Raw genomic sequence first — 24,134 nt, 5'->3', positions numbered from 1 at the left:
CGGCCGGGGGCGGGGCACCCCGCTCCCGGCCGGGACGCACCGGCTACCAGCCCACGGTGGCGTCCCGCAGCACCCGGTATCGCTCGAGCACCTCGGGAGTGGCGGGGGCGCTGTAGGTCTCGGTCTGCGCCGCCGCCCACACCGGCGGCTCGGCCGCGCCGGAGAGCGCCCAGGCCGCCTGACGGGCGGCGCCCAGGGCGACGTACTCGGCTGGCGGCGGCACCTGCACGTCCACCCCGAAGATCGCCGGGGCGATCCGGCGGACCGCCTCGCTCTTGACCGCACCGCCGATCAGCAGCACCCGGCGCGCGGTCACCCCCAGCGCATCGACCGCGTCGGCCAGCGAACACAGCAGCCCCTCGACCGCGGCGCGCGCGTAGTCGGCCCGGGTGGTCGCCGAGGTCAGGCCCTTGAGCACGCCGGTGGCCTCGGGCCGGTTGGGGGTCCGCTCACCGTCCAGGTACGGCAGCAGGACCAGGCCGTTGGCCCCGGCCGGGGCCGACAGCGCGAGGCGGGAGAACTCGTCGTGGTCGACGCCCAGGAGCTCCTCGGTGGTCGAGAGGATGCGGGCGGCGTTGATGGTGCAGGCCAGCGGGAGGTAGTTGCCGGTGGCGTCGGCGAAGCCCACGACCATGCCCAGCGGGTCGGCCGACGGTTCGTCGCTGACGCAGTAGGCCGTGCCCGACGTGCCGATCGACACCACCACGTCACCGGGCTCCAGGCCCAGACCCAGTGCGGCAGCGGGGTTGTCACCCGTCCCGGCGGACAGCAGCGTCCCGGACGGGGTGCGGCCCGCGACCCCGCCCGGTTCGACCAGCCGGGGTAGCGCGGGGGCCTGGTCGGCCGGCCGGCCCAGGGCCCAGGCGGCCAGCTCGGGCAGCCAGTCCCGCTTGGACGGCGAGTAGAAGCCGGTGCCGGACGCGTCGCCGTGGTCGGTGGTCAGACCGACGCCGGCCTCGTGGCCGCCGGCGAGCTTCCAGGTCACCCAGTCGTGCGGCAGGCCGACAGCCGCCACGCGGGCGGCGTTCTCGGGCTCGTTCTCGAAGACCCACCGCAGCTTGGTGACGGTGAAGGAACCCGCCGGCACGGACCCGATGGCGTCCGCCGTGGCCTGCGGTCCGCCGAGGTGCTCGACGACCTGGTGGCCCTGCGGGGACGACCGCAGGTCGTTCCACAGCAGCGCCGGGCGCACGACCTCACCCTGGTCGTCGAGCAGCACCATGCCGTGCTGCTGACCGCCGACGCCGATGGCGGCGGCCCGCTCCAGCAGGCCGGCGCCGGCGGTCTGCAGGGCCTTCCACCAGTACTTCGGGTCGACCTCGGTGCCGTTGGGGTGGGGAGCGCTGGCCTCGGCGACGACGGTGCCGTCACTGGCCCGGACCAGGACCACCTTGGTCGACTGGGTGGACGAGTCGATGCCGGCGACGAGGACCTCGTCACCGGGGGGCTGGGAATCGGCGGGGGCCGGGGATGCCGTGGTCACGGTCGGACTCCTTTGTCGGTCGTGCACTGGTGGTCGGGCTGGGGCGGGTCGGTGGACGGGCACGTGGACGGGGCGGGGACGCCGGGCCGCTGCCGACATCGTCGTCCGGTGCGGCGGCTCAGGCGGAACCGGCCTCCCGGACCGGCGGACTGATCGGGACGAGGGTGGGGTCGGCGAGGACCTGGTGGATGCCGACGTAGGCGGCTCCGAGGGCCACGGCCGAGAAGCGCAGCGGGGAGAACACCACGCGGGTGCGCAGTCCGCCCGGCGGTAGCGCCGCGGTCCGCAGGGCGTGGGCCACCGCGTCCTGCAGATGCTCACGCAGGGCCGGGTAGTGCCCGCCGAGGACGACGACGTCGGGATCGAGCACCTGACACAGCATGGCCACCCCGGTGCCCAGCCACTGGGCCTGATCACCCACCGACCGGCGGGCCCGGGGGTCGCCGGCCGCGATGAGGTCGCACACGCCCTGCACGCGGACCTCGACGTCGATGTGCTCGTCCCGCAGCCGGTCCCCGGGTTCGGCCACCGACGTCAGGAGCGCGGTGAGCCCGACCGCCGTCTCCCAGCAGCCGGTGCGGCCGCACCCGCACTCGCGCCCGCTCGGACCGATGGCCAGGTGTCCCACCTCGCCGGCGAAGCCGCTGGAGCCGCGGACGATGTGACCGTCGACGATGAGACCGGCGCCGACACCGGCATTCCCCGCGAGGTACACCAGGTTGCGTGTGCCGGCGACGTCGCCGACCGCCCAGTGGGCCATCGCACCCATGTTGGCGTCGTTGTCGACTCCGATCCGGGCGCTGCACCAACCCAGCCGGTGGTGCAGGGTGCCGACCACGTCGACGTCCGACCAGTGCAGGTTGGGGGCGAACGACAGCGCCCCGGCGGCGGTGTCGACGAGCCCCGGCACGGCCAGGTGCACGCTCTGCACGTCGGCCGGGTGCGCGCCGCCGCGCTCGACCAGCTCCCGGGCCAACTCCGCGACGAGGGCCAGACTCCGCTCCGGTCCGAGGTCGGTCATCGACTCGGCGACCCGGTGGCGGGCCAGCACCCGACCGGTCAGGTCGGTGAGAACGCCCTCGGCGTAACCGGTCTGCAGCTCAGCGCCGATGAAGCGCGGCCCGCCGGGGTGCACCTCGACGGTGCGCCCCGGGCGGCCGAGGCCGCCACGGTCGATGTGGCCCTCGGTGACGAGGTCGCGGTCGATGAGCTCGGTGATCAGGCTGGAGACCGTCGCCTTGTTCAGACCGGTGTCCTCGGCGAGCCGGGCCCGGGTGCGCGGTCCGGTGGCGAGCCGCTGCATCACCAGCGCGAGATTGAGCCGCCGCACCGTGGCTTGATCGGCCGGCGACCGGGGGTCGCCCTGGCGTCCGGCACCGACCACGGTCGCCTCCTCCTGTTCTCGTGCACCGCGGGATGACGCGGACGCGCCCAGCGGTGTGGGCGCTCGCAGCATGACGCCTCCGCGCGGCGATGTGCAGACGGATCGCCACCGTGGGGCGTGCGGACCAGAGCCGGTCCGCACGCCCGTCGATGCCTAACGACCGGCGCTGGCCCGACGACGACGGCTGATCGCGTCGACGCTGGCGGCCAGGAGCAGCACCAGGCCGGTGATGATGTACTTGATGTAGGCCTGCAGTCCGAGCAGGCCGAGGCCGTTGTCGATCACCGCGATGACGAGGCCACCGATGATCGCGTCCCGGGCCTTGCCCTTGCCGCCGAACAGCGACGTGCCGCCGATGACCGCCGCGGCCACCGCGTACAGCAGGGTGTTGCCGGCGCCGGCGTCCGGGGTCACCGAGTTCAGCCGCGAGGCGGCGATGATGCCGGACAGCACGGCCATGGCCGAGCTGATGACGAAGCAGGCGATGGTGATGTACCCGACCCGGATACCGGCGCGGCGGGCGGCCTCGGCGTTGCCGCCGACGGCGTAGACGTGCCGGCCGAAGGCGGTGCGGTTCTGCACGAACGTCCAGAACACCAGCAGCACACCGACGATCGGTGCGATCCACGGGATGCCCTCGAGCACGATCGTGCCCTTGGAACGGTTCTGGCTCAGCAGGTAGGTCGCCCCGAGCAGCAGGACGGCGATGACGGCGACCCGCAGCAGGATGACGGCCAGCGGCGGGGTGACCAGGTTGGCCGCGCGCCGCCGCTGGTAGACGAACAGGTTGATGCCGGCGTAGATCGCGATCGAGGCCACCACCACGATCCAGCCCAGCACCACGGGCATGTTGCCGTTGCTGATGGCCACGATCGTCGGGTCGTTCAGCGGGACGGTGCCGCCGGTGCCGATGATCCAGAGCAGGACGCCCTGGTAGGCCAGGAAGAACGCCAGCGTCACGACGAACGACGGGATGCCGACCGACGACACCAGCAGGCCGGTGACGATGCCCATGAGCACCCCGACCAGCAGGGCGGCGACGACGGCCAGGTACCACGGCCAGCCCTGCTTGAGCAGCAGCATGGCCAGCACGCCGGCCCCGACACCGCCGATCACACCGGCCGACAGGTCGATGTGGCCGAGCAGCAGGACGAACCCGATGCCCATCGCCAGCACGCAGATGGATCCGGCCTGGGTCAGCAGGTTCGCGAAGTTGAACGTCGACAGGAACGTGCCGGGGGCGGCGATCGTGAAGACGATCAACAGCACGATGAGGCCGAGAATGGCCGGCAGTGAACCGACGTCGCCGGCGCGCAGCTTGTTGCGGTAGCCCTGCCAGTACTGACCGAGGGAGACCGGACCGGCGGCGTCGCCGGAGAACATGGCGCGGGCCTCGACGTCGCTCTTGGCCTTGGTGGTGACGGGGGCCTTGCTGGTGTTGGTCATGCCGACTCCTGCGCCACGGTGACGATGCGGGCCTTGCTGTTGGTCATGCCGACTCCTGCGCTACCGCAGGGGCGAGTCCGATGGAACCGGACCGTCCGCTGGTGATGAGTTCGACGATCTGTCCGGTGGTCACGTCGGCCGCGGGGACCTCGGCGGCGACGCGGCCGAGGTACAGCGCGGTGATCCGGTCGCTGACCTCCTTGACGTCGTTCATGTTGTGGCTGATGAGCAGGACCCCGAGGCCGTTGTCGGCCAGCCGGCGGACCAGGTCGAGCACCTGACGGGTCTGGGCGACACCGAGGGCGGCCGTGGGCTCGTCGAGCATGACGACCTTGGAGTTCCAGAGCACCGACTTCGCGATGGCCACGGTCTGGCGCTGTCCGCCGGACAGGCTCGAGACCAGTTGCCGGACACTGGACACCGTGCGCACGGAAAGGGAGGCCAGCGTGTCTCGGGCCTTGATTTCCATCTGCGCCTCGTCCAGCACGACACCCGACTTGGGTTCACGGCCGAGGAACATGTTCTGGACGATGTCGAGGTTGTCGCAGAGCGCGAGGTCCTGGTAGACGATCTCGATGCCCAGGCCGGCGGCGTCGCGCGGGTTGTTGACCTGGACGGGTTTTCCCTCGAACAGGTAGTCGCCGCTGTCGATCGGATGGATCCCGGCCACGCATTTGACCAGCGTGGACTTCCCGGCGCCGTTGTCACCGACCAGGGCGGTGACCTGACCGGGGTAGATGTTCAGGTCGACGTCGTGCAGGACCTGCACGGCGCCGAAACTCTTGTTCACCCCCCGCAGCTGCAGGAGGGGTGCGGAGGCGTCGGCCATGGACGGTTCCGTTCTTCGAAGATGCTGCGGGACAGGAGATGTCGAGGCGGCCGCGTCTTCCACGGCCGGGGCCGGAGATCGCGGTGCGGCCGGCGGAGCCGGCGGGAAACGGTGACCGCAGACGACCGGCGAGTGGAAGCGGGACTTCCACCCGCCGGTCGGACCGCGGGGACGAACGGACTAGCTGATGCCGGCGGTGGTGCAGGCGGCGGCGTAGTCGCCGGTGCACAGCTCGGCGGCGGTGACGCCTCCGGCGTCGACGACGGTCTTCACGTTGTCCTTGGTGATGGCCTCCGGGGTCTCCAGGATGGCCTTGACCTCACGGTTGCCGTTGGTGTCCTGGACGGTGCCGGTGGTCGTCGGGCTCTCGCCCTTGGCCAGCGCGATGGCCACGTCGGAGAGCGCCTTGGCCTCCTTGTTGGTGTCCTTGAACACCGTCATGCACTGGTCGCCGGCCAGGATGTTCTGCAGGCCCTGGACGGTGGCGTCCTGCCCGGTCACCGGGATCTGCAGGCCGTTCTTCTTGTTGACCGCGATGACCGCGTTGCCCAGGCCGTCGTTGGCGGCCAGGACGCCCTGGATGTTGCCGGCCTGGGCCGTGAAGATCTGCTCGTAGATGGTGCCGGCCTGCTGGTTGTCCCAGTCCGGGACGGCCTGCTCGGCGACCTGCTTGTAGTTCGACATCGAGTCCAGGACGGAGTGCGCGCCCGCCGAGAACTGGGTGGCGTTGGAGTCCGACGGCGAGCCGTTGAGGAAGACGATGTTCTTGTCGCCCCCACCCAGGCACTTGTTGAGGCCCTCGCCCTGCAGCTTGCCGACCTCGGTGTTGTCGAACGAGACGTAGTAGTCGGCGCTACCACCCAGGGTCAGGCGGTCGTAGTCGATGGTCTGGACGCCCTGCGCCTTGGCCTTGTTCTCGATGGCCGCGCCGGACTCGTTGTCCAGGTTGACGATGGCCAGGACGGTGACGCCGTTGGCGATCATCTGGTCGGCGATGGTGGCCATGGCCGCCTTGTCGCCGTTGGCGTTCTGGATGTCGGACTCGACTCCGGCGGCCTCGAAGGCCTTCTGCAGAGCCGGACGGTCCTGGGTCTCCCACCGGGCGGAGGACTTGGTGTCCGGCAGGATCACGCCGACCTTGCCGGTGACGGCGCCGCCACCGCCGGCGGCGCTGGAGCTGGAGGCCCCGGCCGAGCTGCTGGCGGAGGAACCGGCCGAGCCGGCGGCACTGGTGACCGAATTGGCCACGGAACCCGCGGCCGAGGTGGCACTGGAGGCGGTGTTCGACGCCCCGCCACAGGCGGCGAGCAGCAGACCACCGGTGGCGATGACACCGGTGACAGCAAGGGTACGGAGACGCATGGACGATCCTCTCTGATCGTTCCTGCCGGCCCACCGGGCCGGGTGTCTGTTGTGCACCGGTCAGGTCGACGGGCCTGCCGTACGCAGGTCGGTTGTGGCCCGCGTCACGCACTAGTTCGGTGGTTAGACAAACTAAGTCGGCGTTCACACGGGTGTCAATGAGGGCGGATGTCACGTTTTGGTAAGTGGTCCAACAAACGCCGCGCCGTCACGACCCGATGGCGCAGCGTCGCCGGTACTCCATGCCCCGGCATCGACATCGCCGACCAGTACACCGATGTCGTTTCGTGCTGTCGGACCTAGGCCGCGGCGGCCAGTGCGGTCAGGAGGGGACGCAGCCGCCCCGTCTTCAGCACGAACTGATCGGCTCCGGCGTCGAGCATCTGCTCCCGGACGCGCTGCTGGCCGTGACTCGAGTACACCAGGATGAACAATCCCGGCCATCGACGACGCAGTTCCCGGGTGATCGACGGTCCGCCGCCGGGCATGTTCACGTCCAGGATCAGCAGATCCGGTCGACACCGGTCGATCTCCCTCAGACAGCTGCTCGCATCCTCGGCCTGGCCCACGAGCCGCAGGACCGGGTGGCTCCGGAGGGCCAGCTCGATGGCGTCACGAACCTCGCACCGGTCGTCACAGACCAGGACGCGACCCGACGCCGGACGGCGGACCTCGTCGTGGTCGGCCGGCGGGGCGGCATCGGGCCAGCGACGGACCGGGCCGGCGGACAGCTCGGGCGAAGCGGTGGACGACTGGTCGGCCGTCAGGCCGACCGGCCAGGTCTCGGATGGAGTCGACATCGGCTCGGCCATCTCCGCTTCCGGTCCTCCGGTCGCTCCGGCGAGCAACGGTGGTCACCCCCACCGGCGATTCGGCGGAAACGGCCGTTCGATTGCCGACGGCCGCGTCCGACCTGCGGCGCGGGGACGGATCGCTGCTGACCGTCGTCGACCAGCATACCGTGAATTGCGCACTGTCAGTAGTTGTGCATCACTTTGGGTAGTTCCAGGCGACGGGTGTTTGACGCTCGCTCCACGGGGACCCCCATCGGGCCCCCGGGCCACGTTCCCCAGGGCACCGCACCGGCGGTCCGGGTCAGCCGCGCAGCTCCGGGAACTGATCGTCCCGCCACTCGGTGACCCGAGTGGCGCCCTGCGCGGCCGCGACCTCGCGCCCCCGCAGGTCGACCCGGCGGATCTTGCCCGAAATGGTCTTCGGCAGGTCGAAGAACTCGATCCGGCGGATCCGCTGGTACGGGGCCAGGTTCTCCCGCGCGTGCCGCAGGATCGACAGCGCCGTCCGCTCGTCCGGCTCGAAGCCGGCGGCGAGCGCGACGTAGGCCTTCGGGACCGACAACCGCACCTCGTCGGGCGCGGGCACGATCGCCGCCTCGGCGACGGCCGGGTGCTCGATGAGCACGCTCTCCAGCTCGAACGGGCTGATCTTGTAGTCCGAGGACTTGAAGACGTCGTCGGTGCGACCGATGTAGAAGATGTAGCCGTCCGCATCCCGGGAGGCGACATCCCCGGTGTGGTAGAGATTGTCGGCCATGGCCTCGGCGTTGCGCTCGTCGTCGCCGAGGTAGCCGGTCATCAGGCTCATCGGGCGCTGGGCCAGGTCGACGCAGATCTCCCCCTCGTCGGCGCGCTGCCCGGTGAGCGGGTCGATGAGCACGATCGGCACGCCGGGCAACGGCAGCCCCATCGAACCGGGTTTGACCGGCATTCCCGGCACGTTGCCGATGGCCAGCGGCAGCTCGGTCTGCCCGTAGCCGTCGCGAATAGTCAGCCCCCAGGCGTTGCGCACCTGTTCCATGACCTCGGGGTTGAGCGGCTCGCCCGCCGACATCAATTCCCGCAGCGCGCCCCGACCGCCGCTGAGATCGGCCTTGATCAGCATCCGCCAGACCGTCGGCGGAGCACAGAAGGTGTTCACCTCGGCCCGCCGCACCTGCGCGAGCAGCTTGACCGCGTCGAACCGGGCGTAGTTGTAGACGAAGATCGTCGCCTGCGCGATCCACGGGGCGAAAAAGCAGCTCCACGCGTGCTTGGCCCACCCCGGTGACGAGATGTTCAGGTGCACGTCACCGGGCCTGGCCGCGACCCAGAACGATGTGGCCAGATGCCCGACCGGATACGACACCTGGCTGTGTTCGACCAGTTTCGGCTTGCTCGTCGTCCCGGAGGTGAAGTACAGCAACTGGGTGTCCGCCGGCGCCGTCCCTGGATGCGCGGTGGGCGGCACCTGCTGCGCGTAGGCCTGCCGGAAGTCGACCGCACCGTCGGGCACCGGGGCACCGACGACGAACCGGGTGTAGCCCCCCGGCACCTGGTCGAACTTTCCGACGTCCGCGGCGTTGACCACCACGTAGCGCGCACCGCCCCGCTCGATGCGATCGACGAGCTCCAGCGGACCCAGGGCCGTGGTGGTCGGCAGGATGACCCCGCCGAGCTTCATGACCGCCAGCATGGTGTCCCAGAGCTCGACCTGGTTGTTGAGCATCAACAGGACCCGGTCGCCCCGGGTGACGCCGTTCGCGGCCAGCAGGGCGGCCACCTGGTCGGAGCGGCGCGCCATGTCGTCGAAGGTGTACTTGGCCTCCGAGCCGTCCTCCTCGACGATCCACAGGGCAGTGCGGGAGTTGCCACGCGCATTCGCGTCGAACCAGTCGATCGCCCAGTTGAAGGAATCGCCGAAATCCGGCCAGGTGAACTCACTGACCGCCCGCCCGTAGTCCTTGGACAGCTCCTGCAGCAGATCGCGTGCTTGACGGTAGGTCTCGGTGTTGTTCGACATGAATGCTCCGTACCGATCCGGGAGGCATCGCCTCATCGCGATGATCGCCATGGCTCTGGCCGGAATATGCTGGCCGCACGTCTACGCCGGCGACTACCCCCGGACGGGGGTAGCGACCTCCGTCATCGTGGCGTGAAGAGTCAAGGATGCGCACCTTCGCTGCTGCGCACCCCCACCGGGAGGTCACAGCGCCGTGATCGCAGAACCGCTCACCGAATCGGTGGACCGGGTCCTCGGCCTGCGCCTGAAGCAATTCCAGCAGGCGACCCGTCTGCCCGTGGTCTTCGCCGGCGCGACCCGGCGCCACCGCGCCGGCGTCGAACTGCGCATCGGTCACGTCCGCGGGGTGCTCGGTCCGGGCCTGGTCGATCTGCAGGTCAACCGCGGACGCGGCCTCGGTGGCTCCGTGCTCGCCGCCCAGCAGCTGCGGGTCGTCCACGACTACGCCTCGACGACGACCATCACCCATGACTTCGACGACGTCGTCGTCCGCCAGGAGCGTCTGGGCTCGATCTTCGCGCTGCCCATAGTGATCGGGGGGCGGATCCGGGCGGTGGTCTACGGAGCGGTCCGCGGCTCGCAACGCATCGGTGACGTCGTGCTGGACCAGGCGACGACATTCGCGGGGAGTCTGCGGCGGGAGATCGCGGCCACGGCCGAGGTCGACGTCGAACCCGACCCGATGCCGCACACCCGCCTGGCTCTCGGCGAACTGCTGCGGCTGTCCGCCGAGACCACCGACCCGGCACGGCGCGACCGGCTCCGTGAGCTGGTCGCGGAACTACGCACCCTCACCGGCGACGAGCCGGCGCCGTCCGGGGACGGCCGACCGTTGGCGCCACGCGAGACCGAGGTACTGCACCTGGTCGCCACCGGCCTGTCCAACCGCGAGGCGGCCGCGAGCCTGGGTCTGGCGGAGGAGACGGTCCGGGCCTATCTGCGCAGTGCGATGCGCAAGCTCGGGGTCGGAAACCGCACGGCAGCAGTGCATGTCGCCCGTAGCCTGGGCTGTCTCTGACCCTCCGTTCGGCCCGTGTCAGGCGCGCAGCCCGCCCATGACCGTGTCCGACAGCAGTTGGAACGCCCGCGAGTCGTCGATGCCGGTGGCCCGGGCCACCTCGCCCCGGCCGATGCGGGCCAGGGCGTTGGCGATGAGGTCGGCCACGAACTCCGAGTCGACCGGCCGGTAGACGCCCGCGGCCACGCCCTTGGCGATGAGTTCCTGGACCCGCTGCGTGGCGTACACGACGTTCTGCTCGTAGACCTCTCGCCCCGGGGGGAAGAGGTCGAGGTCGCGGTAGAACGCCGGCTGCGCCGGACGCAGCTCCTCGGCGACGCTGTTCAAGTACACCTCGACGTCACCGTCGACCGCGGACACCTTGTCCTCGACCGCCGCGGCGGACCGCCGGAAGTAGTGCTTGATGACCGTCCGGGACAACTGCTCCTTGCTCGGGGCCAGGGTGTAGAGCGTGCTCTTGGAGCACCGCAGCCGCTCGGTCAACTGGTCGAGGGTGAAGGACATGAAGCCCTCGGCCAGGAACAGGTCGGCCAGGGCGTCGAGCAGGTCCGACCGGCGCGCGGTGGTCGGTTGAACCCCGGAACGTGTCATCTGTGCCTCCCTCGCGCGGATCGTAGCGACCGCTCCCCGGGGGTACTAGCAACAGTACTGACGACTGCTTTACAGTACTGGCGACCGCTGATCAACCTGTCGACCGCAGAGGGACAACCCATGGCGCTACCGGACACCGCAGCTCTCGTCACCGGCGGGGCCTCCGGCCTCGGACTGGCGACCGCCCGCCACCTCACCAGCCTCGGAGCCCGGGTCCAGGTGCTCGACCTCGCCCCCCGGGAGGGCGTCACCGAGCAGCTGCGATCCGAAGGCATCGGCTTCTCGGTCGGCGACGTCCGCGACCCGGAGGCCGTCACCGCCGCGCTGGATCAGGCGACCGCCGACGGGCTCCCGCTGCGCGTCCTGGTCAACTGCGCCGGCATCGTCACCGGTGCGCGGGTGGTCGGCAGCAAGGGCGCCCATCCGCTCGACACCTTCGCCCGCACCATCGACATCAACCTGGTCGGGATGTTCAACGTGATCCGGCTGGCCGCCGAACGGATGGCCGGCAACGACGTGGCCGGCGAGGACCGCGGCGTCATCGTCACCACCGCCTCGGTCGCCGCGTTTGACGGGCAGATCGGTCAGGCCGCCTACGCGGCATCCAAGGCCGGCGTCGCCGGGATGACCCTCCCGCTGGCCCGTGACCTGGCCCGGCACGCCATCCGCGTCGTGTCGATCGCCCCTGGGATCTTCGAGACCCCCATGTTCGACGGGCTCTCCGAGGACGCGAAGACCTCCCTGAGCGCCCAGGTCCCGCACCCGCAGCGGCTCGGACGGCCGGCCGAGTACGCCGCCCTGGTCGCCCACATCGTCGCCAACCCCATGCTGAACGGCGAGACCATCCGGCTCGACGGCGCCATTCGCATGCCGCCGCAGTAGGCCCGGCCCCCGCCCCTCCACCACGCCGCGTCCGGGCCCGTCGGGTCCGCCGGACGCGGCCGACCCCGAACAGGCAGGTTCCCTCCGATGAACGAGGCCGTGCTCGTCGACGTCGTCCGCACTCCCAGCGGCAAGGGCAAGCCGGGCGGCGGGCTCAGCGCCCTGCACCCGGTCGACCTGCTGGCCGGGGCCATCGGCGAACTGGTCACCCGCACCGGCATCGACCCGGGCGCCATCGAGGACGTCATCGTGGGTGTGCTGTCCCAGGCCGGGCGCCAGGCGGTCAACGTCGGTCGCAACGCCGCCCTGGCCGCGGGACTTCCCGAGACGGTGCCGGGCACCACGGTGGACCGCCAGTGCGGTTCGGCCCTGCAGGCCACCCAGTTCGCCGTCAGCGGGGTGATGGCCGGCTTCTACGACATCGTCCTGGCCGGCGGGGTCGAGATGATGAGCCACAACCCGATCAACCACGCCTTCATGGGACAGGACCCGTGGGGCGAGCGGATCGCCCGGCGCTACCCCGGGGGTCTGATCGGGCAGGGACTGTCCGCCGAACTGGTCGCCGCGCGGTACGGGTACGCGCGGGAGGAGCTGGACTCCTTCGCCGCACTGTCGCACCAGCGGGCCACGACTGCCCGGGACACCGGTGTGTTCGACGTCGAGATCGTGCCGGTCGGCACGCCGCGCGGCGAGCTCCGGGACGACGAGACCATCCGCTCAGGAACCGGTCTCGCCGATCTGGCCCGGCTGCCGGCGGTGTTTCGCAGCGACGAGGCGGCCCGCCGGATTCCCGAGGCCACCTGGGTGGTGACGGCCGGCAACTCGTCCCCACTCACCGACGGGGCGTCCGTCGCGCTCATCATGAGTGCCAGCCGGGCGGCGCAACTCGGCCTGCGACCCCGGGCCCGGTTCGTCGCCGGCGCCGTCGTCGGGTCCGACCCGGTGGAGATGCTGACCGGCGTCGTCCCCGCGACGCAACGGGTGCTCGACCGCGCCGGCCTCACCCTGGCCGACGTCGACGCCTATGAAGTGAACGAGGCGTTCGCGCCGGTCCCGCTGTACTGGCGGGATCAACTGCACGCCGATCCTGAGCGCCTGAACCCGTACGGCGGGGCCATCGCCCTGGGACATGCGCTCGGTTCGTCGGGCACCCGCCTGCTGGCGACACTGCTCAACCGCCTGGAACGCACCGGCGGACGCTACGGACTGGAAACGCTTTGCGAGGGCCAGGGTATGGCCAACGCCATCGTCATCGAACGACTCTGACGCTGCGCCCGACGAGGATCGGCGCCCCCGCCGTCACCGCGAGCGAGACGACCCCCGCGATCGTCGACACCGTGCCCACCGCCGTCGTTCCTTCCTCGCCGGCCCGTGCACCGGGGCGCGGACCATCGCCCGTCACCCCGACAGGGAACGGGGACTTCGATGTGCGCATCAGCCTCGACGGGCGGCGATCTCGGCCGTGGCCTGGGCCAGCACGACCTTCAGATCACCGACGACGCCGAAGTCGACGAGGTCGAAGATGGGCGCCTCAGGGTCCTTGTCGACGGCGACGATGGTCCGGCTGGTCTGCATCCCGGCCCGATGCTGGATGGCCCCACTGATGCCGGCGGCCAGGTACAGCTGCGGGGAGACCGTCTTGCCGGTCTGGCCGACCTGGAACTGGTGCGGGTACCACCCGGAATCGACGGCCGCCCGGGAGGCGCCGACGGCGCCGCCCAGGACGTCCGCGAGTTCCTCGATCGGCGAGAAGTCGCCGCCGGTGCCGCGTCCGCCGGACACCACGATGGCCGCCCCGCCGAGCTCCGGACGACTGGACGCCGCCTCCTTCACCTCGGACGCGACGACCCGGGTCCGCCGGGCCCCGGCGCTGACCTCGTGCTCCACCACCTGGACGGAGGCCGGGGACGGCGACTGGACCTCCGCCGGGGTCACGGCATTGGCCTTGACCGCGACGACCACCGGCCCCTCGGCGAAACTCGCTGTCACCGCATAGTTCCCGGCGAAGACGGACTGCACGGTGCGCACCCCGTCGGCGTCGGCCAGCACGTCGACCGCGTCGTAGACGAAGCCCGCGCCGACGCGCAGGGCCACCCGCGCCGCGATCTCCCGGTCGTCGGTCGACGCGGTCGCCAGGACCCCCACCGGTGCCCGGTTCGCCACCAGGGCCGCCAGCGCCTCCGCGCGCGGGGCGATGAGGTGGTCGGCGTACTCCGGCCCGTCGAAGCGGTACACGGTGGACACCCCGTACCGACCGAGCAGGTCGACATCGGGCGTCGACCCGAACACCACCACCGACGGCTCGCCCCATCGTCGGGCCAGTGTCACCAACTCCAGGACGGGCTTGGTGACTGCAGCATCCGCGCCGACACCGCCGACCAGCACCAGGATCTCGGACATGACTGCGCCTCTCAGACGAACTTGTGGGTGGTCAGGAAGTCGACGAGCTTGACCCCGGCGTCGCCGTCGTCGGTGACGATCTCGCCCGCGGTGCGCGCCGGCCGGCGTTCCGCGTCCAGCACCGACGTCAGGGCCCGCTCGAGACCCACCTGATCCGCCGACAGCCCCAGGTCGGCCAGCGACCACTCGGTCACCGTCTTCTTCTTCGCCGACATGATCCCCTTGAACGTCGGGTACCGGGCCGGGTCGGTGCGGTCGGTCACGCTCACCACCACCGGGGTGCTCGCCTCGATCTGCTGCACCACCGTGTCGCCGTCCCGGGTGATCCGGACCGTCGAGCCGTCCACGGTCACCGACGACGCGTGGGTCAAGGCCGGAAGGTCCAGCCGGTCCGCGACCAGGGTCGGCACCACGCCACCACCGCCGTCGGTGGACGCCATCCCGAACAGGACGATGTCCGCGTCGAGCCGGCCGATCGCCGCGGCCAGCACCGCGGAGGTGGCGAAGACGTCCGAGCCGGCGATCGCCTCGTCCGTGACGTGCACGGCCTGGTGCGCGCCCATCTGCAGGGCCTTGCGCAGGGCGTCCACGGCGTCGGCCGGCCCCACGGTCAGCACGGTGACCTCACCGCCGTGGTTCTCGGCGATCTGCAGGGCCTGTTCGACGGCGTACTCGTCCAGCTCGGACAGCAGACCGTCGACCGCTTCCCGGTCGACGGTGCCGTCCGGCTCGAACGACCGATCGCCGGTCGAGTCGGGGACGTACTTGCAGGCGACGACGATGGTGGTCATGGATCTCCTGTTTGGGTGCAGTCGACCGGCCGCGGGACGGAAATCCGTCGCGGCGATCGAATATCGGTGGGGGCGCCCGCCCGCACCGGCTACGAGTGGGTGAAGTCGGCGGCGCGCTTCTCGACGAACGCGGCCATGCCTTCCTTCTGGTCGGCGGTCGCGAAGATGCTGTGGAACACGCGCCGCTCGAAGCGGATACCTTCGGCGAGAGTCGTTTCGTACGAACGGTTCACGGCTTCCTTGGCCATCGAGACGACCGGCGAGCTGTAGCCGGCGATGGTGGCCGCCGTCTTCAGCGCCTCGTCCAGCAGATCGGCCAGCGGCACGATCCGGGAGACCAAGCCGCTGCGCTCGGCCTCCTCGACGCCCATCGTCCGGCCGGTGAGCACCAGGTCCATGGCCTTGGCCTTGCCCACCGCCCGGGTCAGCCGCTGTGACCCGCCGATGCCCGGGATAACGCCGAGCCGGATCTCGGGCTGGCCGAATGTCGCGTTGTCGGCGGCCAGCAGGATGTCACACAGCATGGCCAGTTCGCAGCCACCGCCGAGGGCGTGCCCGGCGACCGCCGCGACGAGGGGGATGCGGACGTCGGCCAGCCGGTCCCACTCACGGAACAGGTCGTCGACGTAGACCCCCGGGAAACCCTGCGGCTGCATCTCCCGGATGTCCGCGCCCGCCGCGAACGCCCGCTCGGAGCCGGTGATGACGACTGCCCCGACATCGGGGTCGCGGTCCAGCTCGGTGACCGCGCCGACGAGTTCGAGCATGAGCTGCCGGTTGAGGGCGTTCAGGGCCTTCGGGCGGTTCAGGGTGATGAGCGCGACCCGCGGCGCCTGGGAGGGCCGCGACACCAGAATCGTCTCGTACTCGGTCATGGGGCTCCTACTTCGCTGTCGGACGGGACACGGACGGCAGGCCCGACCACGGGAAGACGGGTTCCGTGGCCGGGGCCGTGAACCAATGGTCGACCGAACCCACCGCGTCCAGCGTGGCGGGTCGCCATTGCGGGTTCCGGTCCTTGTCCACGACCTGGGCGCGGATGCCCTCCACCAGGTCCGGCTGCCGCAACGCGTGGCCCATCAGCGCGAACTCGACCTCGATGGCCTCGTCCAGGGTGCGGGCGCCGGCCCCCCGGATGGCCCGCAGCGCGACCGTCACCGAGGTGGGGCTGGCCGACCGGATCGCGGCGGCGTCCCGGGCGGCGGCGGGGTTCGCCTCGCGGTCCAGGCGGTCCAGGATGTCGGCGACGTCGCGGCCGACGTAGCACCGGTCGATCCACTCCCGTTCAGCTGCCAGTGCGCTGGCCGGTGGGTGCTGGGCGAAGGCCGCCAGCGCCGCCTCGACCCCGTCCTCGGCGACCGCGTCGGTCAGGGCGCCGAGATCGTCGGCGGGGACGAAGTGGTCGGCGAACCCGGCGAGGAGCGCGTCGGCCCCGGACATGGGTTGCCCGGTCAATCCGAGGTGCAGACCCAGCTGCCCGGGCGTCCGCGACAGCAGCCAGGTGCCGCCGACGTCCGGGATGACGCCGATGCCCACCTCGGGCATGCCGACGCGGGACCGTTCGGTCACGACCCGGTGCCCGGCGTGCGCCGAGATGCCCACGCCGCCGCCCATCACGATCCCGTCCATCAGCGCGAGCACCGGGCGGGGGAACCGTGAGATCAGCACGTTCAGCCGGTACTCGTCCCGCCAGTAGTCGATGGACGTCCCCGTGCCGGCCAGCGCGTCCGCGTGGATCGCCTTGATGTCGCCGCCCGCGCACAGGCCCCGTTCACCGGCGCCGTCGATGACGACCGCGGTGACGTCCCGGTCGGCCGCCCACTCCTGCAACGCGGCCGTGATGGTGTGGACCATCTCGTGGTTGATCGCGTTGAGCTGCCGCGGGCGGTTCAGGGTGATCCGCCCGATGCCGCGGTCGACGCGGATCAGGACCGAAGCATCGGCGGACGCCGGTGTGGTGCCGTTCGGGGCGATGGCGGTGGTCGCGGTCATCGGGCACCGACCAGGCCCCGCGAGACGACGACCTTCATGATCTCGTTGGTCCCCTCGAGGATCTGGTGCACGCGCAGGTCGCGCACGATCTTCTCGACGCCGTACTCGGCGAGATAGCCGTAGCCGCCGTGCAACTGGAGCGCGGCGTTGGCCACCTCGAAGCCGACGTCGGTGGCGAACTGTTTGGCCATGGCACACCGCGAGATGACGTCGGCGTGCGCGCCGTCGATGGCGCTCGCGGCGTGGCGGACGAGCAGTCGCGCGGCCTCCAGCTTGGTCGCCATCCCGGCGAGTTCGAACTGCACGACCTGGAACTGGTCGATGGTCCGGCCGAACGCGCGACGTTCGGCGGTGTAGCGGATCGCCTTCTCCAGGGCGGCCTGAGCGCCGCCCAGCGAGCTGGCCGCGATGTTGACCCGCCCGCCGTTCAGGCCGCTCATCGCGATGCGGAAACCCTGCCCCTCGTCGCCGAGCCGGTTGGCCGCGGGGACCCGGACGTCCTCCATGACAACCTGACGGGTGGGCTGCGCGTTCCAGCCCATCTTGACCTCGTTGGGACCGAAAGACAGACCAGCGGAACCGTTCTCGACGATGAACGCGGTGATGCCATCGGCTCCGTCGGCGGAGGTGCGGGCCATCACCACGTAGACCTGAGTGCTCCCGGCCCCGGAGATGAACTGCTTGACCCCGTTGAGGACGTAGTCGTCGCCGTCGCGGACCGCCCGCGTACTGAGCGCGGCGGCGTCGGAACCGGCCCCGGGCTCGGTGAGGCAGTAGGAGCCGAGGTCCGCCATCGTCGTCAACGACGGGAGGTACTGCTGACGCTGCGCCGGGGTGCCGTACTTGTCGATCATCCAGGCGACCATGTTGTGGATCGAGACGTAGCTGGCGATCGACGGGCATCCGGTGGCGAGCGACTCGATGACCAGCGCCGCGTCCAATCGGGTCAGACCCGATCCCCCGACGTCTTCCCGCACGTACATACCGCCCATGCCGAGCTCCCCCGCCTTGCGCAGCACGTCCACGGGGAAGTGCTTGGTGCGGTCCCACTCGATCGCGTTCGGGGCGAGGAACTCGTCCGCGAACTGCCGGGCGACCTCCGCCAGCGCCTGCTGGTCCTCGGACAGTTCACACACGGCTACCTCCGGTGGTGGCTTGTTGCTCGGCTCTCCGATTATCGGATGTCCGAGCAATTGTTCGCAAGGTTGTGAGGGCAGCGGCACCGGTCACAGCCCGGACAGGGCGGTGACCGACCGTCAGCCCAGGCGGACGTTGATCTGCTTGGTCTGGGTGAAGCCCTCGATCGCGCCCTCGAGCGAGAACTCCCGGCCGATACCGGACTGCTTGTAGCCCCCGTAGGACTGGCCGATCACCTGTCCGCCGCCCTGGTTGACCTGCACCCAGCCCGACTCGATACGGTGCGCGGTGTCCAGCGCGGCCGTCAGGTCCCGCGACCAGATGTAGGCGGCCAACCCGTAGTGCGAGTCGTTGGCCATCCGCACGACCTCGTCCCGGTCGGTCCACGGGATCGCCACCAGCACCGGCCCGAAGACCTCCTCACGGGCGATCCGCCAGGTGTTGTCCACGCCTCCAAGGATGGTCGGCGACTGGTACCAGCCGTCCAGCCCCTCGGCCCGGTACGGCCCACCCTCCAGGGCGACCCGGACCCCGGGTTGCGCCCGTCCGTCCCGCACGTAGTCCAGGACCGAGCGGTACTGCTTCTCGTTGATCAGCGCACCCATGTCGGTCGCGTCGTCCAGCGGGTCCCCGACCACCAGCTCGGCGGCCCGCGCGGCCACCGCGTCGAGCACTCTGTCGTAGACGTCGGCGTGCACGAACAACCGCGACCCGGCGGTGCAGGACTGGCCCTGCCGGGTGAAGCGCATGCCCAGCAGCACACCCTCGACGGTCTCGGCCAGCCGGTCGTCGGCCGCCGCGTCCGGGAACACGATCGTCGGGGACTTCCCGCCCAGCTCCAGGGAGGTGTGCGCGATCCGTTCACCGGTGACCGCCGCGACGTGCCGGCCGATCTCCGTCGAGCCGGTGAACGAGACCTTGTGCACGTCCGGATGCCGGACCAGGGCCTCCCCGACCACCGAACCGCGGCCGGTGACGACGGTGAGCACCCCGGGAGGCAGGAACCGGTTGGCGATCTCCACCATCCGGATGATCGTCAGCGGGGCGTCCTCGGCCGGCTTGAGCACGATGCTGTTGCCCGCGGCGAGCGCGGCCGGCACCTTCATTCCGGCGATCATCAGCGGCGAGTTCCACGGCAGGATCCCGGCCAGGACGCCCAGCGGTTCCCGCCGGGTGTACTGCAACTGGTCGGCGCCGGCCGGCAGCACGGTGCCCTTGAACTCGCCGGCGACGCCGCCGAAGTATCGGAACAGGTTGACCAGGGTCTGCGACTCCGGCCGCGCCTGCGGACGGATCGCGTTGCCGGTGTCGGCCGCCGTCAGCACCGCCAGTTCCTCGGCCGCGTCCTGCAGGGCGTCGGCGATCCGGAGCAGCGCGATCTGCCGGTCCTTGAAGTGCAGGTCGCGCCAGCCGGGCAGGGCCCGGTGCGCGGCGGCCACGGCCCGGTCGACGTCGGCCTGGTCCGCCCGGGGCACCCGACCCAGCACCGTGCCGCGCCGGCCCGGGCAGTGGACGTCCGCCCACTCACCGCTGCCGGCCGCCACCGGCTGGCCGTCGATGATCATCGGATGATCGGCCACCGGGGGGAGGGGGGCGATCGTCATCGGTTGTCCTCGCTGTCGGAAGAAGCGGCCGGGCCGAGCGAGCCGTCGACGAGCTTGACCAGCGATGCGGTGTCCTTGCCGCCCCAGCCCAGCTCGATCAGGCTCGCCAACTGGCCCATCACCTGTTCGGCCAGCGGCAGGTCGGTCGCGGTCTCGCGGCCGGCCTGAAGGGCCAGGCCCAGGTCCTTGCTCATCAGGGTCACGGCGAAGCCGCCGTCGAAATCGCGGTTCACTGCGGCGGTCTCGACCACTCCGGGCACCGGGTACCAGTTCCGCAGCGGCCAGCTGTCGCCCGAGGAGACCGTGGCGATGTCGTAGAAGGTCCGGGCGTCCAGGCCCAGCCGTTGCGCGAGCACGGCCCCTTCGGCCAGCCCGGCCGTGTTGATGGCGAGCATCATGTTGTTCGCCAGCTTGGCCGACTGCCCGCTGCCGGGACCGCCGGCGTGGAAGACCCGGCCGGCCATCGCGTCGATGACATCGGCGACCAGCGCGAGCGTTTCGTCCGACCCGCCGACCATGAAGGTGAGCTTCCCCGCCTCGGCACCGAAGACGCCGCCGGACACCGGGGCGTCCAGGAAGCGGAACCCCCGGGCGGTCACCTGCTCGTGCAGCTCCCGGGCGGTCGCGATGTCGATGGTCGAGCTGTCCACGACGACGCTGCCGGGGGCGAGGTGGTCGAGCACGCCACCGGGATCGAGCAGGGCCGACCGCACGAACCGGCCGGCCGGGAGCATGGTGAAGACGACCTCGGCGTCGGCGACCGCCTGGGCGGCGCCGGTGGCGACGATGACGCCGAGTCCCGCCGCGCGGGCGCGGGCCCCCTCGACCAGGTCGAATCCCACGACCTGGTGGCCGGCCCGGACCAGATTCGCGGCCATCGGTGTACCCATGTTGCCCAGACCGATCCACGCGACCTTCATCGCCAGCTCCTCTGTCGTCGATGACCGGGGAAGAGGCGCCGCCGAGCGGCGCCGCCGCTGACAGTCCACTCCCGGAGTGCGACGCCGTCCAGCGGCGAAGCTGCACGCCGCCTGTGCAACGATGCACACCCATCGCCCCCGACGAGCCTCAAGGCGAGGTGACACGGATGACCCGTCCCGACGATCTGCTCCTGCTGTTGGAGGTCGCCCGCTACGGGTCGTTCGCGGCCGTCGGTGCGGCGCTCGGGGTCGAGCACACGACCGTCTCGCGGCGCATCACCGCCCTGGAACGCGACCTCGGCGGGCCGGTCGTCATCCGCACACCCGGCGGCTGCACCCTCACCGACCTCGGACTGGACCTGCTGGAGAGCGCCGAACGCATCGAACGGACCATGGCGGACGTCACCCGGCGGGCCACGTCCCCGCACGACCCGCCTTCCACCCTGACCGGGATGGTGCGGGTGGCCGCCCCCGAGGGGTTCGGCTCCTGCTTCGTGGCCCCGCTGGCCGCCCGCCTGCGCCGGGCCCATCCGAAACTCCGCATCGAGGTGGTGACCGCGACCCGGCCTCTGGTCCAGGGGGTCGGGTCCGACATCGAGGTCGGCGTCGGACTGCCCGCCTCCCCGCGGGTGCGGACCCACCTGCTCACCCCGTACTCACTGGGGCTGTACGCCACCGACGAGTACCTCGCCGCCGCGGGACACCCGCAGTCGCGGGAGGACCTGGCCGGGCACTCCCTCGTCTACTACGTCGACTCGTTGCTGCGGGTCGACGATCTCGACCTGCTCGATCGCTTCCTGTCCGGCGGGACCCCCGACATCGGTTCCACGAGCGTGTACGCCCAGCTGGAAGCGACGGTCGCGGGCGGCGGGATCGGGGTGCTGCCCCATTTCCTGGCCGTCCGGCGGCCGACGCTGCGGCGCGTGCTGGCCGACCAGGTCGACATCGCCCTGCAGTTCCGTGTCGCCCTGGCACCGCGCGCACTCCGACGGTCGGCAGCCACCGCCGTCCTGCAGATGCTGCAGCGCGAGGTCGCCGACCGTCGCCACGAGCTGATGGCGACCTGATCAGACCGGGAGGCTCGGACCGTCGGGCCCGGGCGACGGAGCGATCGGGGCGACCCGCCGACCCCGGAGCTCCGACGCCGAATGGCCGAAGAGGCGTCGGAAGACGCGGTTCATGTGGGACAGGTCGCTGAACCCCCACCGCGCGGCCGCCTCGGTCAGGGAGACGTGCGGTTCGGCGGCGAGCATGTCGGCGCAGTACCGGGCCCGCGTCGACATCACCATCTGCCCGAACGTGCACGGCCCGTCCTCGTACAACTGATGGAGTCGACGTACCGAGATCCCGAAGTTCCGGGCCACCGCCTCCGGGCGCACGTCGGCGTACTCGATGTTCAGTTCGACGTAGTCGTCGATGCTCCGCCGGATGCTCTCGGCGATGCTGGTGTGGTCGTCCTCGACCGCCGACCCGTCCAGGGCCGACGCCAGCGCACAGATGGCCGCGGACCCCGCGGCTGCGGCCTCCGAGGTGAGGTGCGGTCCCTCCGTCCACAGCGAACGCATCGTCTGGGTGAGCACCCGGCCCATCCCGTGCGAGGCGGAGAAGGTCCGCGCGGTCAACGACCGGCCGGGGGAGGTCAGACCCCCCGCCGCCTCCAGCGGCAGACGGAAGGAGACGGTCCGCCACGACTCGAGGTAGTCGAGAGTGAACGGTCGGGACGCGTCGACCAGCGAAAACGTGCCGGGACCCGACAGGCAGGTCCGACCGTCCTGGGACACCACCGACCGGCCCCGGAGCTGCAGGTTGATGAACAGCACCGGATGGTCCATGGCGGCGACCTGGGCGCGACCGTGGCGCAACTGCTGTTCGCAGGACTCCACCTCGGCCGCGTTGGTCGATCCGATGGGCAGACTGTCCACCCACCCCGGGAGGCCCGGCCGATCCCATCGGTCGCGGCCGGCCCCCCGGGCGGCCGGGTTCAGCGTGGTGAAGGCCGCGCACACCACCTCACGCCAGTACGCGTACTGCTCGGCGGGTGGCTTGTCGTCCGTCTGCCACCGGCGCAGGGATCCAGGGGACGATCGCTCGATCGCGGTCACGTCACCTCACCTCCCTGTCCGGAGCCACGTCAGGCCGAGACGCGGCCCTCGCCGGCGGCCAGCGGGTCGTAATTCGGGTTCAGCAGCATCTCGTGGAGATGGCGGCGTCGCACCCCCATGTTGCCCCCGTCGTAGACGGGAAGACACAACACGTCCTGCATGATCGGCCCCATGGCCGTCCGGTCGCCGTAGGCGTCGACGCCGACCAGTCGCATCGCGTCGTACACCGTCTGGACGGACAATTCCGAATTGTAGATCTTGGACATGTTGGACAGCTCTCGGTCCAGACCGCCCGTGACATCGAACTGGTGCGCGGCCTTCCACGCGAAATAGCGGCCGACCTCGATGCGCGTCTTGATGTCCGCCAGCATGTAGCCGGCGTTCTGGTGCTCCAGCACCGGGACCGACCCGGACCGCTTCTCGGTGCGGGTGAATTCGTAGGCGATGTCGAACGCGGCCCGCATCCGGCCTACCGCGGCGGCGGCGATGCTCGAGCACGTCCACGAGAACGCGCCCTTGGTCAGCGCCATCCCGTCGCCGGGCCGGCCGATCATGTTGGACAGCGGGACACGCACGTCCTTCAGTTCCACCACCGGGGAGTTCGTGGCCAGGTGACCCCAGGTGTCGATGATTCCGCTGACCTCCAGGCCAGGGGTGCCCTTCTCGACGACGATGATCGCCAGCGACTCGCTCGGCGGCTTGCTGGGGTCGGTGCGACAGACCACGCTGATCAGGTCGGCGCCCTCGTCATCCCAGCCAGAAGCGTTGGTGGTGTACGCCTTCCGGCCGTTGATGACCCACTCGTCACCGTCCTGCACCGCGAAGGTCTGCACGCCGTACGCCGGGTCCGGATGGTCGAAGTTGGCCCCGCCGGCGTATTCGGTGAAGGCGATGGCCCCCAGCGCCGGACTGCCGTCCAGGAACGGCGCGAAGAAGCGCTCCCGTTGCTCCGGGGTGCCCGCCTTGACGATCGGGTACAGGCCGAGGCCGGTACCGAGGATGGCGGTGGGCGTGTTGATCTCGACGCGGGCCAGCTCCTCGCAGGCCAGGGCGAACTGGAGATTGGTGAACCGGTGACCCCCGTCTTCGGCCGGGACGAGCCCCTTGACGAATCCGGCGTCGACCATCTGCTGATAGAACGGCTTCAGGGCCCGGAATCGGTCAAGTGGATCGGTCATTCCGGCCAGCGCCGGCGTCACCTGCGACAGCACCGTGTCGGCGAATTCCCTTGCCTGCTTCTTCAGGCCGAGTTCGGCCTCGCTGAGAGTGAAATCAATGGCCATGGCATTCTCCTCCGGGCCGGCCTGCCGCCCGGCGGCAGGCTTTCGGTTTCCGGAGATCCTGGAACGCGCCCGGTGTGACCGCGAGGACGAGAATGCAACCGACTGGAACCAGCG

21 protein-coding genes are annotated in these 24,134 nt (G+C 70.8%); 4 read left to right on the top strand and 17 right to left on the bottom strand.

What is annotated here, in order from left to right; translation table 11 throughout:
• Positions 1–43 precede the first annotated feature (43 nt).
• The 7 genes from xylB to FDO65_RS20115 form a co-directional block, all read right to left on the bottom strand.
• Complete coding sequence (gene xylB / locus FDO65_RS20145) at positions 44–1,483, bottom strand: xylulokinase (RefSeq protein ID WP_240757743.1); 1,440 nt, start codon at positions 1,481–1,483, stop codon at positions 44–46.
• Between the two features lie 118 nt (positions 1,484–1,601).
• A complete protein-coding gene (locus FDO65_RS20140) occupies positions 1,602–2,939 on the bottom strand; it encodes an ROK family transcriptional regulator (RefSeq protein ID WP_137451501.1) in 1,338 nt (445 codons plus the stop codon).
• A gap of 81 nt (positions 2,940–3,020) precedes the next feature.
• Entirely contained in the window at positions 3,021–4,313 is a 1,293-nt protein-coding gene (locus FDO65_RS20135) for a sugar ABC transporter permease (protein WP_137451500.1), read from the bottom strand.
• Positions 4,314–4,356: 43 nt separating this feature from the next.
• Positions 4,357–5,142 (bottom strand): ATP-binding cassette domain-containing protein, encoded by a 786-nt coding sequence (locus FDO65_RS20130; RefSeq protein ID WP_137451499.1) that lies wholly within the window; start codon positions 5,140–5,142, stop codon positions 4,357–4,359.
• Between the two features lie 180 nt (positions 5,143–5,322).
• Positions 5,323–6,504: a sugar ABC transporter substrate-binding protein gene (locus tag FDO65_RS20125; protein WP_137451498.1), complete on the bottom strand. Its 1,182-nt coding sequence runs from the start codon at positions 6,502–6,504 to the stop codon at positions 5,323–5,325.
• A gap of 299 nt (positions 6,505–6,803) precedes the next feature.
• The gene (locus FDO65_RS20120; RefSeq protein WP_166442312.1) at positions 6,804–7,304 is read right to left on the bottom strand and encodes a response regulator; all 501 of its coding nucleotides are present in this window, start codon (positions 7,302–7,304) and stop codon (positions 6,804–6,806) included.
• A gap of 295 nt (positions 7,305–7,599) precedes the next feature.
• On the bottom strand, positions 7,600–9,300 hold the full coding sequence (locus FDO65_RS20115) for an AMP-binding protein (RefSeq protein ID WP_137451496.1): 1,701 nt from the start codon (positions 9,298–9,300) through the stop codon (positions 7,600–7,602).
• A gap of 193 nt (positions 9,301–9,493) precedes the next feature.
• Here FDO65_RS20115 and FDO65_RS20110 point away from each other — a divergent pair, with 193 nt between their 5' ends.
• The gene (locus FDO65_RS20110; RefSeq protein WP_137451495.1) at positions 9,494–10,318 is read left to right on the top strand and encodes a helix-turn-helix transcriptional regulator; all 825 of its coding nucleotides are present in this window, start codon (positions 9,494–9,496) and stop codon (positions 10,316–10,318) included.
• Positions 10,319–10,336: 18 nt separating this feature from the next.
• Here FDO65_RS20110 and FDO65_RS20105 read toward each other — a convergent pair whose 3' ends face one another.
• Positions 10,337–10,909, bottom strand: coding sequence for a TetR/AcrR family transcriptional regulator (locus tag FDO65_RS20105; protein ID WP_137451494.1), 573 nt, complete (start codon positions 10,907–10,909; stop codon positions 10,337–10,339).
• A gap of 120 nt (positions 10,910–11,029) precedes the next feature.
• Here FDO65_RS20105 and FDO65_RS20100 point away from each other — a divergent pair, with 120 nt between their 5' ends.
• Complete coding sequence (locus FDO65_RS20100) at positions 11,030–11,791, top strand: SDR family NAD(P)-dependent oxidoreductase (RefSeq protein WP_137451493.1); 762 nt, start codon at positions 11,030–11,032, stop codon at positions 11,789–11,791.
• An 87-nt stretch (positions 11,792–11,878) separates the two neighbouring features.
• On the top strand, positions 11,879–13,057 hold the full coding sequence (locus FDO65_RS20095) for a thiolase family protein (protein WP_137451492.1): 1,179 nt from the start codon (positions 11,879–11,881) through the stop codon (positions 13,055–13,057).
• Positions 13,058–13,225: 168 nt separating this feature from the next.
• Here the strand turns inward: FDO65_RS20095 and FDO65_RS20090 are convergent, their stop codons facing one another.
• The 7 genes from FDO65_RS20090 to mmsB form a co-directional block, all read right to left on the bottom strand.
• Positions 13,226–14,191, bottom strand: a complete 966-nt coding sequence (locus tag FDO65_RS20090; protein WP_137451491.1) for an electron transfer flavoprotein subunit alpha/FixB family protein — start codon at positions 14,189–14,191, stop codon at positions 13,226–13,228.
• An 11-nt stretch (positions 14,192–14,202) separates the two neighbouring features.
• Complete coding sequence (locus FDO65_RS20085; protein ID WP_137451490.1) at positions 14,203–14,982, bottom strand: electron transfer flavoprotein subunit beta/FixA family protein; 780 nt, start codon at positions 14,980–14,982, stop codon at positions 14,203–14,205.
• Positions 14,983–15,071: 89 nt separating this feature from the next.
• Complete coding sequence (locus tag FDO65_RS20080; protein WP_137451489.1) at positions 15,072–15,857, bottom strand: enoyl-CoA hydratase; 786 nt, start codon at positions 15,855–15,857, stop codon at positions 15,072–15,074.
• A 7-nt stretch (positions 15,858–15,864) separates the two neighbouring features.
• Entirely contained in the window at positions 15,865–16,974 is a 1,110-nt protein-coding gene (locus FDO65_RS20075) for an enoyl-CoA hydratase/isomerase family protein (RefSeq protein ID WP_137451488.1), read from the bottom strand.
• Positions 16,971–18,110, bottom strand: a complete 1,140-nt coding sequence (locus FDO65_RS20070; RefSeq protein WP_137451487.1) for an acyl-CoA dehydrogenase family protein — start codon at positions 18,108–18,110, stop codon at positions 16,971–16,973. Before FDO65_RS20070 ends, FDO65_RS20075 begins: the two co-directional genes overlap by 4 nt.
• A gap of 120 nt (positions 18,111–18,230) precedes the next feature.
• Positions 18,231–19,715, bottom strand: a complete 1,485-nt coding sequence (locus FDO65_RS20065) for an aldehyde dehydrogenase family protein (RefSeq protein WP_137451486.1) — start codon at positions 19,713–19,715, stop codon at positions 18,231–18,233.
• Positions 19,712–20,635 (bottom strand): 3-hydroxyisobutyrate dehydrogenase, encoded by a 924-nt coding sequence (gene mmsB / locus FDO65_RS20060; RefSeq protein ID WP_137451485.1) that lies wholly within the window; start codon positions 20,633–20,635, stop codon positions 19,712–19,714. Before mmsB ends, FDO65_RS20065 begins: the two co-directional genes overlap by 4 nt.
• 167 nt (positions 20,636–20,802) lie before the next feature.
• Here mmsB and FDO65_RS20055 point away from each other — a divergent pair, with 167 nt between their 5' ends.
• Positions 20,803–21,702: a LysR family transcriptional regulator gene (locus FDO65_RS20055; protein WP_137451484.1), complete on the top strand. Its 900-nt coding sequence runs from the start codon at positions 20,803–20,805 to the stop codon at positions 21,700–21,702.
• Here the strand turns inward: FDO65_RS20055 and FDO65_RS20050 are convergent, their stop codons facing one another.
• Complete coding sequence (locus FDO65_RS20050) at positions 21,703–22,737, bottom strand: AraC-like ligand-binding domain-containing protein (protein WP_137451483.1); 1,035 nt, start codon at positions 22,735–22,737, stop codon at positions 21,703–21,705.
• Between the two features lie 29 nt (positions 22,738–22,766).
• Positions 22,767–24,020: an acyl-CoA dehydrogenase family protein gene (locus FDO65_RS20045; RefSeq protein ID WP_137451482.1), complete on the bottom strand. Its 1,254-nt coding sequence runs from the start codon at positions 24,018–24,020 to the stop codon at positions 22,767–22,769.
• Positions 24,021–24,134: the final 114 nt, after the last annotated feature.

It is taken from the genome of Nakamurella flava (assembly GCF_005298075.1).
Classification (GTDB): domain Bacteria; phylum Actinomycetota; class Actinomycetes; order Mycobacteriales; family Nakamurellaceae; genus Nakamurella; species Nakamurella flava.
This window is presented reverse-complemented; position numbering and strand designations above follow the sequence as displayed.